A 12,412-nucleotide genomic window follows, 5' to 3' on the forward strand; every position below is an offset into this window, starting at 1 on the left:
CGGGCCGGATGTGATTAAATGGAACTACAGAAACTATGTTGATCGTGGAGACGCCATGAATATCGCAACGCTGAAAGTGTACGGCGACGAACACACGCTGGACGACGTACGCGACGGCCTGCCTACCGAACCGGATAGCAGCTGGCGCAAAGGGGATGCGCGGCCGGACGGGCGCGTGCGCATCGATTCCGGCTTCACCGTCAATCTGGGCCAGGACGAAAATCCGGACGCGCTGCTGCGCCACCTGCGCGCCTGGCTGCACGAATGCGAGGCGCGCGGCATCACGTTCGATGTGCCCCCGATCGCCGCCGAACTGCGCATCGCCATGGTCACCGCCGCCCCCGGCGAAACGCTGGACTTCTCCATTGCCGACCTGACGCTGCTGGTCAATATGGGCATCACGCTCAGCATCTCCCGGTGACGCGGCCTTTGCTGCCCGTGCTGGGCCGGATGCTGCTGACGGCACTGCTGCTGTTCCTGATCCTGATCGTCGGTTTCTATACCTTGTATGGCGCGCTGTTCGCCCTCGACGGCGGGCAGGGCTGGGGGACGCTGATCTGGATGGCGTTCGGCGGCGGCATCGTCTTCCTTTTGGGCTGGTGGATTTCCCGACTGTGGTTGCGCAAGAAAGCGGTGTGGCGATGAGTGCCGGGAACGACAATAACGAAACGGGGAGCGGCGCGGCCAGCGGCATCGTGCTGATTGCCAAGGCTGCTCTGACGGTCTTGCTGCTGTGCGTGCTGGTCGGCGGCGGCGTGTGCGGCATCTGCATGGGCGTAATGGACCTGAATGGGCCGCACAGCAACCCGAGCGAAGGCATGATGCTGATCTTCCTGACACTGGGAGGTATCGCCATCATCGGTTTCGTGCTGTGGCTGATGTGGTCGAAAAAGAAGCCGGTACCGCCGGAACCGGAGCAATGACGGGACCCGTCCTGTCGCCCGGCGCTGCCCAGTTGGCGCACCTGCTGTTCGAGTGGCTGGGTATCGCCATCGGCGTGCAGCTGTACCGCTGGCAGCGCCGCCGCGCGGGCCAGCCGGCGATGCTGGAGCGGGGCTCGTTCGGCGTCGTGATCGGCTGCATCCTTGGTGCCGCCATCGGCAACAAGGCCGTGTTCTGGATCGAAATGCCGCAGCTGTGGGCCGGTACCGCTGTCGACTGGCGCGTGCTGGCCTCGGGCCAGTCCATCGTCGGCGGGTTGCTGGGTGGATTGATCGGCGTGGAGGTGGCGAAAAAGCTCACCGGGATCACGCGTTCGACGGGCGACCAGTTCATCCTGCCGCTTGTCGCCGGCACCGTGGTGGGCCGCGTCGGCTGCTTCCTGGCCGGCCTGCATGACGGCACGTACGGCGTGGCCACCGCGCTGCCATGGGGGATGGATTTCGGCGATGGCGTGCCGCGTCATCCCACGCAGCTGTACGATATGCTCGTCGTGCTGGCGCTGGGCGCCGCGCTGTGGCACTGGCGCCGGCCGCTGGCGCGACAGAGCGGCCTGGCGTTCAAGCTGTACCTGTCCGGCTATCTGCTGTGGCGTCTCCTTGTCGACGGCATCAAGCCGCTGCCGTACGATTATGGCTTCGGCCTGTCGGGCATCCAGCTCGTGTGCATCGTGGCGCTGCTGTGTTACCTGCCAGCGCTGATCGGGCAATGCAGGGCGCATCGCCTTCCTGCCGCCAGTTGAGGCGACTTCAAACAACAATACCGGCGCCGCCGCGCACGACATTCCCATGAGCCGCAAAACCCGTCCCTACCTGTTCTACGACACCACGACATCCGTCTGCTCCACTTGCCTGCATTCCGTCGAAGCCAAGATCCTGTTCAAGGACGACAAGGTGTACATGGACAAATGGTGCGGCGCACACGGCACCGAGCGGGTGCTGGTCAGCGACGACGTGGAATACTACCGGCTGTGCCGCGAGGTGTTCGTCAAGCACCCGGAAATGCCGCAGCGGTTCAACACGAAGATGGAATACGGCTGTCCGTACGACTGCGGCCTGTGTCCCGACCACATGCAGCACTCGTGCCTGTCGGTGGTCGAGATCACGGACAACTGCAACCTGAACTGCCCCGTATGCTATGCCGAAAGCGGCACGCACCGCGAGCGCCACAAGCCGTTCGACGAGGTGCTGCGCATGCTCGACGCCGTCGTCGCCAACGAAGGAGAGGCCGACGTGATGCAGCTGTCCGGCGGCGAACCCACGCTGCATCCGCAGTTCTGGGACATCCTCGACGCTGCCAAAGCGCGCCCCATCAAGCACGTCATGGTCAATACCAACGGCATCGTGCTGGCGCAGGACAGGGCATTCGTGCAGCGGCTGGCGAGCTACGCGCCCGGCATCGAGGTCTACCTGCAGTTCGATTCGCTGCGCGCCGAGGTGCACCGCGAACTGCGCGGCGCGGACCTGTCGCGCATCCGCCGGCAGGCGCTGGACAATCTGAACGAGGCCGGCCTGTCCACCACCCTGGTCGTGACATTGAAAAAGGGGCTGAACGACGGCGAGATCGGCGCCATCATCGACTTCGCGCTGACGCAGCCGTGCGTGCGCGGCGTGACGTTGCAGCCGATCCAGGATGCCGGTCGCGTCGAGGACTACGATCCCCGCCTGCACCGGCTGACGGTATCGGAAATCCGCCGCAAGATCGCCGAACAGAGCGATCTGTTCACCTTGCAGGACGTCGTGCCGGTGCCCTGCAACCCCGACACGCTGGCAATGGCCTACGCCATCAAGACGCCCGAGCGCACGGTACCGCTGACGCGCTGGCTCGATCCGCAGACGCTGGTCGAAGGCAGCGGCAACACGATCGTGTTCGAGCGCGACGAAGGGCTGCGCGATGCCGTCAGGGACCAGGTCTTCAAGCTGTTCTCGACGAACCACTCGCCGGAGTCGCAGGCCAACTGCCTGTCGGAGCTGATGTGCTGCCTGCCGCTCGTCAGCGCGCCGTCGACGCTGCGCTACGACAATGTGTTCCGCGTGCTGATCGTCCAGTTCATGGATGCGTATTCGCTGGACGTGCGGGCGCTGAAAAAATCCTGCATCCACTTCGCCCAGCCGGACGGCAAGATGGTGCCGTTCGAAAGCTACAACCTGCTGTACCGCGACGGGCGCAAGCTGACGTCGATCCGCGCCAGCATCGCCCAACAGTTTGCGCAGCGGCGCAGCCCTGCCTCGATTCCCATCCACGCAGTCACGACGGAGTGACGCCACCATGCAGTTTTCCGAAGACCGTATCGACACCTTTGCCGGGCGCGCCGGCGCCGCCCGCACCATTCATATCTGGCAGCCCAACGCACCGCGTGCCGTCCTGCTGGCGCTGCACGGCGGCATGGCGCATGCCGGCGACTGGGTCACGCCCGCGCTGTACTTCCGCGAGCGCGGCATCGCCACGGTCGCGTACGACCTGTGCGGCCACGGCGGGGGGCCGCGGGCCGACGTGCCGGATTTCGACGTGTTTCTCGAAGAGACCGCGCTGTTTCTCGACTGGGTGCGCAGCGCGCATCCGGGCCTGCCGATCTTCGTCATCGGCCACTCGATGGGGGCGCTGATCGCCACGAAGCTCGGCCTGCAACTGCCGCCCGGCGCGGTCCAGGGTTTCATCCTGTCGTCGCCATATTATGTGAATGCCATCCCCGTGGCGGCACCGCTGCGCGCGATGGGGGCCGTGCTGGAACGGCTGGCACCAACGATGAAGGTGCCGCTGGCACCGCTGACGGACGTGCTGACGCATGACCCAGATATCACCGCGCGTCATCACCGCGACGAGGCCAGGGGCGTGCGCGCCAGTGAGCTGACGATACGCTTCGGCCAGGCGTTACAGCGGGCGCAGCGCGGCCTGTCGCTGGCCGGCTGGTCGCATCCGCTCTACGTCGTGCTGGCCGGACAGGACCGGTTGGCCGACACGGCGGCGAGTACCCGGTTGCTGGCGGCCGTGCCGGCGCACCTGCTGACCTGCCGCACGGAGCCGGGCAATTATCACGAGAACTTCAATGAGGTGAATCGTGTCGAACTGTTTGCCGACATCGCCCGCTGGATCGAAGCGCATCTGCTGTCGCGGGGTTGACCCGCCGTTCTGTGGCGATTGCCGCGCGTTGTAACGATTGGTTAAGCACCCCACAGTGCGCGGCGCCCGTCTTGGCTACCATCGGCACATCGCAATGCCAACCAGGCCAATGAAGGAGCACAGCATGGATTCGATCAATCGCAACCAGCCGGAAGAGAATCACCGCAACCTGTCGGGCGCACCCGCCGTTCGCCAGATCAAGGATATCGTCGACACGGCCAAGAGCTGTTTCTTCGTCACCGCACACGGCGTGCGGCCGATGTCGGTGCAGAAGGTGGACGACGGCGGCAATCTGTGGTTCCTCAGCGCCAGCGACAGCCACAAGGACGAGGACATCGCCGCCAGCCCCGTCGTGCGCCTGTACTTCCAGGGCTCGCCCCATTCGCATTTCCTGTACCTGGACGGTCTCGCCTCGTTGTCGAAGGACCCCGCCAAGATCCACGAACTGTGGAGTCCCGAACTGAAGACGTGGTTCACGGAAGGCGAGAAGGACCCGCGCATCGACGTCATCAAGGTCGCGCCCACGTCCGGCTACTACTGGGACAACAAGCACGGCAATCTGGTCTCGGGCATCAAGATCATGGTCGGCGCCGCGATCGGCGTGACCTTGGACGATTCTATCGAGGGGACGATCCAGCCGTAAGGACGCTGCCGCCGCCGTTGCCGCTGGGGTCTGTCCCCGTAAGGGACGGCGTCCGAGGCAGTTGTTGGCGTCATCAGGGGACTGGCCCCGGTTTTCAGCCTGCGTCCCCAACAACCAGCGCTACTTCCCCGGCGCACCGCACTGACAAACGTCGGCAAATGCCACGGCCCGCCCGGCGCCACAAGCCGGCACATGCCGGTCGTCTCGGACAGCGTCTGCGCGAAGCGTTCGCCGGTCCAGACCCACTGCTCGCGCGCCCAGCAGTCGCCCAGGCCGCGGCCCTTTTGTCCGGCCGTGATCGTCCCGTTGGCGTAGTTCGACGCCTGGTCCGTCACCAGCTCCGGCGCATAGGGCGGCTGCGCATTGATGACCCAGTACCCGGTTCCCCCGTTGTAGGCGCCCGTCCAGCACCCTGTCGACACCAGCAGCTTGCCCGGTGCCAGCTTCTCTACCGCCAGTTCCGTTTTGCCGCCGGCTGCCAGGCCCTCGCATTCGCCGTCGTCGAACCCCTTGCGCAACTCGGCCAACAGGGGCTTGATGGCCTCGCGCGGCAGGCTGGCCTTGCCCTTGACTACCGGCGCGGCCACGATGACGGGCGCGGGCAGGGCGGGCAGTACGGTGTCCTCGGCCTTGGTGCCCTTGCGAACCAGTGCACCGGCCGTGCCCACGCGGCCCTGGAACTCGTCCATTTTCAGCAGCACGGCGGTGGCGCCGGCGCCGGACAAGGACCAGCTGCCGCCGCGGTTCGACCATTTCGGCGTGCCCGTTTTTGTCAGCGCGTCGATCAGCGCGTCCGTCTGCTCGCGCGACAGCGCGCCCGTCAGCGTCTTCGGATCGATGCGAACGGTGCCGAGCGTGCGCGTGTCGATCTTCATCGTCGTCACGCCTGCTTTGGCGGCACTGGCGCGGTCGTCTTCGCTGTAGGAACCCAGCTGGACCTCGGCCGTTACCGGCTGGCCAGGGCCGGCCTTGCGGGTCAGCAGGACGGACACCGCCGCTTCCTCGCGCTCTTCGGCGTGGTAGCCGGCGGCGCGGCACGTGCGGGTGTTATCGCAAGCCAGTTCCCAGTCCTTGTGCGTGAAGCCCACGTCGGGCGGCTCGGCCGCGGTGGCGCTGGTGGCGGCAAGCAGCAATGCTGCCCGGAGGAGGGCTTGTCGGGCAAAAGTCATGGGGCGGTCCGGCAGTTTGTAACAAAGTCTCATCGGGCGGCATGATACTCCCATGTGGCGGCCCGAATTCTCCCCAATAGTCACACTCGCCGGCTCCTGGGCACGCTGCGTGTAAAAGCGCGTAAAAAAAGGCGCCGCGGCGCCTTCTTTCGGAAGAGGGCAGGTATCAACCCGCCAGCTTCTGCTTGAGCAGCTCCGTCAGCTGCGCCGGGTTGGCCTTGCCTTTGGATGCCTTCATCGCCTGGCCGATCAGCGCGTTGATGGCCGCCTCCTTGCCCGCGCGGTACTGCTCGACGGACTTGGCATTGTTGGCGATGACGTCGTTGACGATGGCTTCCAGCGCGCCCGTGTCGGAAATCTGCTTCAGGCCATCGCGCTCGATGATGACGTCCACCAGGTTCTCGTCGTCCGATTGCGCTTCCCACATCGACGCGAACACCTTCTTGGCCGCATTGTTCGAGATCGTGCCGTCGGCAATGCGCTTGAGCATGCCCGCCAGCTGCGCCGGTTTGACTGGCGCGTCGGCGATGTCGACATCGTTGCGGTTCAGCGTGGACGACACGTCGCCCATCAGCCAGTTGGCGGCCGCCTTGGCATTGTCAAGGCCGGCCTTGGCGACGACGGCTTCGAAATAGGTTGCCATCGCCTTGGAGGACGTCAGCACCAGCGAGTCGTATTCCGGCAGCTTGTACTCGTTGACGAAGCGCTCGCGCATCACGGCCGGCAGTTCCGGCATGTCGGCCCTCACGCGCTCGATCCACTCAGGCGAAATCGCCAGCGGCGGCAGGTCCGGGTCGGGGAAGTAGCGGTAGTCCTGCGCATCTTCCTTGCTGCGCATCTCGCGCGTTTCCTTGCGATCCGGGTCGTACAGGCGCGTGGCCTGCACCACCTTGCCGCCTTCCTCGATCAGTTCGATCTGGCGGCGCACTTCCACGTTGACCGCTTCCTCGATGAAGCGGAACGAGTTCAGGTTCTTGATTTCGCAGCGGGTGCCGAATTCCGTCTGACCCTTCGGGCGGACCGAGACGTTGACGTCGCAGCGGAACGAACCTTCCTGCATATTGCCGTCGCAGACCCCCAGCCACATCACGAGACCGTGCAGGGCCTTGGCATAGGCTACGGCTTCCTGTGCGCTGCGGATTTCCGGTTCGGAGACGATTTCCAGCAGCGGCGTGCCGGCGCGGTTCAGGTCGATGCCGGACATGCCGTGGTAGTCCTCGTGCAGCGATTTGCCGGCGTCTTCCTCCAGGTGCGCGCGCGTCAGGTTGACGGTCTTGGTGACGAACTTGCCGTCCTTTTCATAGCCGAACGTCAGCGAGCCGCCTTGCACGACCGGATCGTCCATCTGGCTGATCTGGTAGCCCTTCGGCAGGTCAGGGTAAAAATAGTTCTTGCGCGCGAAGACCGAACGCGGGGCGATCTTCGCACCCACGGCCAGGCCGAAGCGGATGGCGCGATCGACGGCCTGCTTGTTCATCACAGGCAGCACGCCCGGCAGCGCCAGGTCGACGGGACTGGCCTGCGTGTTCGGTTCGGCGCCGAACGTCGTTGGCGAACCGCTGAAAATCTTGGAGCCGGTCGTGAGCTGCACGTGGTTCTCCAGACCGATGACGACTTCCCATTCCATAATGTCTTCTTCCTCTGTTCTTAGATGCCGGCGGGAGCCTGCTTGTGCCATTCGGTCGCCTGCTGGAACTGGTGCGCGACGTTCAGCAGCTTCGCCTCGGCGAAGTAATTGCCAATGATCTGCAGGCCCACGGGGCGCTTGCCGTTCTTCTCGCCGGCACCGAAGCCGCACGGGACCGACATGCCGGGCAGGCCCGCCAGGCTGGTGGACAAGGTGAAGATGTCGGCCAGGTAGTTCGCCACCGGATCGTCCGCCTTCGAGCCCAGATCCCATGCGACGGTCGGCGCGACAGGTCCCATGATGACATCGCAGACCGCGCCTGGTCCCGTCAGCACGTTCGCGAAATCCTGCGCGATCTTGCGGCGGATGCGCTGGGCCTTCAGGTAATAGGCGTCGTAGTAGCCATGGCACAGCACGTAGGTGCCGACCATGATACGGCGCTGCACTTCCGGACCAAAGCCCTGGGCGCGCGTCTTCTTGTACATGTCCTGCAGGTCCTTGTAGCCCTCGGCACGGAAGCCGTAGCGCACGCCGTCGAAGCGCGACAGGTTGGACGATGCCTCGGCCGGCGCGATCATGTAATAGGCCGGAATCGAGTGAGCCGTATTGGGCAGGGAGATGTCGACGAGCGTGGCGCCCAGTTTCACGAACTGGTCCAGCGCCGCGCGCACGGCCGCCTCGACGTCGCTTGCCAGGCCTTCGCCGAAGTATTCCTTCGGCACGCCGATGCGCAGGCCGGTCAGCGGCTCGTTCAGGTTGCGCGTGAAGTCCTCGTGCACGCCGCCCTGTTCCGGTGCCAGGCTGGTCGAGTCGCGCTCGTCGTAGCCGGCCATGGCGGACAGCAGCAGGGCGCAGTCCTCGGCGGTCTGCGCCATCGGGCCGCCCTGGTCCAGCGACGACGCGAACGCGATCATGCCGTAGCGCGACACGCGGCCGTAGGTCGGCTTGATGCCGGTGATGCCGCAGAACGAGGCCGGCTGGCGGATCGAGCCGCCCGTGTCGGTGCCGGTGACGGCAGGCGCCAGGCGCGCGGCCACGGCGGCAGCGGAACCGCCCGACGAGCCGCCCGGCACGGCCGTGCGGTCCCACGGGTTTCTGACGGCACCGAAGGCCGAGTTCTCGTTGGACGAACCCATGGCGAATTCGTCGCAATTGAGTTTGCCCAGGTGGACCATGCCGGCCGCATGCAGTTTCTCGACGACGGTGGCGTCGAACGGACTGACGTAGTTCGCCAGCATTTTCGAGCCGGCGGTGGAGCGCCAGTTGCGCGTGACGAAAATGTCCTTGTGCGCAATGGGGATGCCCGTCAGCGGATGCGCATTGCCGGCAGCCAGGCGGGCATCGGCCTCGGCGGCCTGCGCCAGCGTCAGCGCACGGTCGACGTGCAGGAATGCGTTCAGGTCGGAGGCTTCGATGCGGTCAAGGAAATGCGTCGCCAGTTCAGTGGCGGAAATTCCCTTACTGTGCAACAGCGTGGACAACTCTTTGATAGTCTTCGTATGCATTGTGTGTGGGGCGTTCGTGAAACCGGCGTTTGCCGCGGTGTGGACCGTGTTCCGGACCTGGTTGTGTACCTTCGGCCGTCGGACAGTTATTCGATGACTTTCGGGACCAGATACAGGCCGTCTTCGGTTTTTGGCGCCACTTGCTGGTAATCGTCGCGTCGGTTCGGCTCGGTCGGCACGTCTTCGCGCAGGCGCAGGGCGACGTCCATATGGGCCGCCAGCGGATGCGACAGCGGCGCGACGCCTTCGGTATCGACCGAACGCATCTGTTCGGCCAGCGCGAAAATGCCGTTCAGCTTGTCCAGCATGGCATCGGAATGCTGCTCATCCATTTCCAGCTGGGCGAGGTGGGCAATGCGTTTTACGTCGGAGAGTGTCAGGGACATGGCTGGAGCGCGATGCGCGTTTAATTGTTGAAACAGTTTATTTGTTGAATCGCTACGGTATTTGTAAAATCGGCTATCTCGCGTTAAAACCCTGTCAATAACGTGCAAAACGCCAGTTGTTGGCATGCACGTTTCGGTGGATTTAGGGCAAATAGCCTGTAAATTATAAGGTAGAATGGCGGGTTGATGCGTTGCTGGCGCTCCATGGGCTGCGTCACCGCCTCTGCACAGGACACTTTGAACAACTGCCCACGCGCGGGCATAGCGCTACAGGATACTCATGTTTGGTTTTTTACGCAGGTACATCTCGTCGGATCTGGCCATCGACCTCGGCACGGCAAACACCCTTATTTACGTACGCGGTTCCGGCATCGTCCTTGACGAGCCCTCGGTCGTTGCGATTCGCCAGGAAGGCGGCCCGAACGGCAAGAAGACCATCCAGGCGGTAGGCAAGGAAGCGAAACAGATGCTGGGCAAGGTACCCGGCAATATCGAGGCGATCCGCCCGATGAAGGACGGCGTCATCGCCGACTTCACCGTCACGGAGCAGATGCTCAAGCAGTTCATCCGCATGGTGCACGATTCGAAATTCTTCCGTCCTTCCCCCCGCATCATCATCTGCGTGCCGTGCGGCTCGACCCAGGTCGAGCGCCGCGCCATCCGCGAATCGGCGCTGGGCGCGGGAGCCTCCCAGGTCTACCTGATCGAAGAACCGATGGCCGCCGCGATCGGCGCCGGCCTGCCGGTTTCCGACGCCACCGGCTCGATGGTCGTCGACATCGGCGGCGGCACGACGGAAGTCGGCATTATCTCGCTGGGCGGCATGGTCTACAAAGGGTCCGTGCGCGTGGGCGGCGACAAGTTCGACGAAGCGATCGTCAACTACATCCGCCGCAATTACGGCATGCTGATCGGCGAACAGACGGCAGAGGCGATCAAGAAAGCCATCGGTTCCGCGTTCCCTGGCTCCGAAGTGAAGGAAATGGAAGTCAAGGGCCGCAACCTGTCCGAGGGTATTCCTCGTTCGTTTACGATCTCGTCGAACGAGATCCTGGAAGCGTTGACGGACCCGCTGAACAATATCGTCTCGGCCGTCAAGAACGCGCTGGAACAGACCCCGCCGGAACTGGGCGCGGACATCGCCGAAAAAGGCATGATGCTGACCGGCGGCGGCGCGCTGTTGCGCGACCTGGACCGCCTGCTGATGGAGGAGACCGGCCTGCCGGTGCTGGTGGCGGAAGACCCGCTGACCTGCGTGGTGCGCGGCTCCGGCATGGCGCTGGAGCGCATGGACCAGCTCGGTTCCATCTTCTCCTACGAGTAAGCATTAGCAAGAAGGGCGGCGCAAGCCGCCCTTGTTCAATGGGTCTATGGAATACAGTCCACCGCCACTTTTCAAGCAAGGCGCGTCGGCGCGCGCCAAGATGATGATCTTTGCGTGCATCTCGATTGCGCTGCTGCTGGTCGACTCGCGTCTGGACGGGCTGAAGATCGCGCGCCAGGTGGCCGGCACCGTGCTCTATCCGGTGCAGGTGGTGGCCCTGCTGCCGCGCGATGCCATGGTCCACATGGGTAACTACTTTTCTTCGCTGTCGGCGCTGGAAAAGCAGGTGAGCGAACTAAAACAGCAGCAGATCGCCATGTCGCAGACATTGCAGCAGGCGCAGCGCACCCAGGCCGAGAACAGCCAGCTGCGCAAACTTCTCGAAGCACGCGAAAAACTGCCCGGCAAGACGATGCTGGGCGAGATCCTCTACGACGCGCGCGACGTCTTCACCCGCAAGGTCATCCTCGACCGCGGCAGCCAGCAGGGCGTCAAGGCCGGCCTGCCCGTGATCGACAACCAGGGCGTCGTCGGCCAGGTCACGCGCGTGTTTCCGTTCACGTCCGAGGTCACGCTGCTGACCGACAAGGAGCAGGCCATCCCCGTGCAAGTGCTGCGCAACGGCTTGCGCAGCATCGCCTATGGCCGCGGCCAGTCGGGCTACCTCGACCTGCGCTTCATGGAACCGAATGCCGACGTCGTCGTGGGCGACATCCTCGTCACTTCCGGCATCGACGGCGTCTACCCGGCCGGCCTGGCCGTGGCACGCGTAACGCAGGTCGAGAACAATGCGAACGGCGCGTTCGGCCGCATCGTCTGCCAGCCGCTTGCCGGCATCCAGCGCAATACCCAGCTGCTGATCCTGATGTCGCTGCCGGAAATGCCGCCCCGGCCGCCGGCAGAGGAAGTCGTCAAGCCGGTCAAGAAGAAGAAAGAGGCCAAGGACGCCGCCGCACCTGCCGCTGCCACGGCACCGGCCTCTGGCGGTGCGCCGGCAGCCCGTCCGGCCGGAACGCCCGCCGCGGCGGCAGCCACCACGCCTGGCGCGACGGCACCCGCGACGACGACGCCAGCGGGCCGCGCCGTCGTGCCGGCCACCGCACCCGCTACCCGTCCGGCCGCGCCGGCCACCGCGCCCGCCGCCGCAGCTGTCACCCGTCCGGCCGCCACCCAGGAGGCACGATGAACCGTCCCCAATATATCCTGCTGCCGGTCAGCCCCGTCTTCATCGCCTTCAGCCTGCTGATCGCGTTCCTGCTCAACCTCCTGCCGTGGGGCCGATTCATCGGCGCACCGGACTTCGTCGCGCTGGCGCTGGTGTTCTGGGGCATCCACCAGCCGCGCAAGGTCGGCATCGGCACGGCGTTCTGCCTTGGCCTGCTGATGGACGTGCACGACGCCACCCTGCTGGGCGAGAACGCGCTGGCCTACACGCTGCTGTCGTATTTCGCGATCATGATGCACCGCCGCGTGCTGTGGTTCCCGCTGACGACGCAGGCCGTGCACGTGCTGCCGCTGCTGTTGCTGGCGCAGGCCGTGCAACTGCTGGTGCGCTTCGTCGTCACCGGCAAATTCCCCGGCTGGTTCTACTTCCTCGAAAGCGTCGTCTCGGCCATCCTGTGGCCCTTCGTGACAATGCTGCTGCTTGCGCCGCAGCGTCGCTCTGTCGATAAAGACCATACCCGACCGATCTGATGGC

Annotated in this window: 14 protein-coding genes; 10 read left to right on the forward strand and 4 right to left on the reverse strand. The window is 64.8% G+C overall.

What is annotated here, in order from left to right:
• The first annotated feature begins 55 nt into the window (after positions 1-55).
• From E1742_RS20035 to E1742_RS20065, 7 genes are all read left to right on the forward strand, one after another.
• Positions 56-421, forward strand: a complete 366-nt coding sequence (locus E1742_RS20035) for a DUF4279 domain-containing protein (protein WP_134386909.1) — start codon at positions 56-58, stop codon at positions 419-421.
• Positions 418-645, forward strand: a complete 228-nt coding sequence (locus E1742_RS20040) for a hypothetical protein (RefSeq protein WP_134386910.1) — start codon at positions 418-420, stop codon at positions 643-645. The genes E1742_RS20035 and E1742_RS20040 overlap by 4 nt, the downstream gene beginning before the upstream one ends.
• Complete coding sequence (locus E1742_RS20045; protein WP_134386911.1) at positions 642-923, forward strand: hypothetical protein; 282 nt, start codon at positions 642-644, stop codon at positions 921-923. Before E1742_RS20040 ends, E1742_RS20045 begins: the two co-directional genes overlap by 4 nt.
• A complete protein-coding gene (locus E1742_RS20050; protein WP_134386912.1) occupies positions 920-1,681 on the forward strand; it encodes a prolipoprotein diacylglyceryl transferase in 762 nt (253 codons plus the stop codon). Before E1742_RS20045 ends, E1742_RS20050 begins: the two co-directional genes overlap by 4 nt.
• Positions 1,682-1,727: 46 nt before the next feature.
• Positions 1,728-3,200 (forward strand): radical SAM protein, encoded by a 1,473-nt coding sequence (locus E1742_RS20055; protein WP_134386913.1) that lies wholly within the window; start codon positions 1,728-1,730, stop codon positions 3,198-3,200.
• A gap of 7 nt (positions 3,201-3,207) precedes the next feature.
• The gene (locus tag E1742_RS20060) at positions 3,208-4,059 is read left to right on the forward strand and encodes an alpha/beta fold hydrolase (protein WP_134386914.1); all 852 of its coding nucleotides are present in this window, start codon (positions 3,208-3,210) and stop codon (positions 4,057-4,059) included.
• Positions 4,060-4,183: 124 nt separating this feature from the next.
• The gene (locus tag E1742_RS20065) at positions 4,184-4,702 is read left to right on the forward strand and encodes a pyridoxamine 5'-phosphate oxidase family protein (RefSeq protein WP_134386915.1); all 519 of its coding nucleotides are present in this window, start codon (positions 4,184-4,186) and stop codon (positions 4,700-4,702) included.
• On the opposite strand, the gene E1742_RS20070 is transcribed toward E1742_RS20065, so the two are convergent.
• The 4 genes from E1742_RS20070 to gatC all read right to left on the reverse strand — a co-directional run bounded on the left by E1742_RS20070 (position 4,594) and on the right by gatC (position 9,389).
• Entirely contained in the window at positions 4,594-5,871 is a 1,278-nt protein-coding gene (locus E1742_RS20070; protein ID WP_134386916.1) for a DUF1176 domain-containing protein, read from the reverse strand. The two genes, E1742_RS20065 and E1742_RS20070, sit on opposite strands and share 109 nt — an antisense overlap.
• A gap of 166 nt (positions 5,872-6,037) precedes the next feature.
• Positions 6,038-7,498: an Asp-tRNA(Asn)/Glu-tRNA(Gln) amidotransferase subunit GatB gene (gene gatB, locus E1742_RS20075; RefSeq protein ID WP_134386917.1), complete on the reverse strand. Its 1,461-nt coding sequence runs from the start codon at positions 7,496-7,498 to the stop codon at positions 6,038-6,040.
• 20 nt (positions 7,499-7,518) lie between these two features.
• Positions 7,519-9,003, reverse strand: a complete 1,485-nt coding sequence (gatA, locus tag E1742_RS20080) for an Asp-tRNA(Asn)/Glu-tRNA(Gln) amidotransferase subunit GatA (RefSeq protein WP_134386918.1) — start codon at positions 9,001-9,003, stop codon at positions 7,519-7,521.
• 86 nt (positions 9,004-9,089) lie between these two features.
• Positions 9,090-9,389: an Asp-tRNA(Asn)/Glu-tRNA(Gln) amidotransferase subunit GatC gene (gene gatC, locus E1742_RS20085; RefSeq protein WP_134386919.1), complete on the reverse strand. Its 300-nt coding sequence runs from the start codon at positions 9,387-9,389 to the stop codon at positions 9,090-9,092.
• 280 nt (positions 9,390-9,669) lie between these two features.
• On the opposite strand from gatC, the gene E1742_RS20090 reads away from it, so the two are divergent.
• From E1742_RS20090 to mreD, 3 genes are read left to right on the forward strand one after another with little or no spacing between them, the layout of a single operon-like run.
• Entirely contained in the window at positions 9,670-10,713 is a 1,044-nt protein-coding gene (locus E1742_RS20090; RefSeq protein WP_050409489.1) for a rod shape-determining protein, read from the forward strand.
• A gap of 46 nt (positions 10,714-10,759) precedes the next feature.
• Positions 10,760-11,899 (forward strand): rod shape-determining protein MreC, encoded by a 1,140-nt coding sequence (mreC, locus tag E1742_RS20095; RefSeq protein ID WP_134386920.1) that lies wholly within the window; start codon positions 10,760-10,762, stop codon positions 11,897-11,899.
• Positions 11,896-12,408, forward strand: coding sequence for a rod shape-determining protein MreD (mreD, locus tag E1742_RS20100; protein ID WP_134386921.1), 513 nt, complete (start codon positions 11,896-11,898; stop codon positions 12,406-12,408). The genes mreC and mreD overlap by 4 nt, the downstream gene beginning before the upstream one ends.
• Positions 12,409-12,412 lie beyond the last annotated feature (4 nt).

The organism is Pseudoduganella plicata (assembly GCF_004421005.1).
Classification (GTDB): Bacteria; Pseudomonadota; Gammaproteobacteria; order Burkholderiales; family Burkholderiaceae_D; genus Rugamonas; species Rugamonas plicata.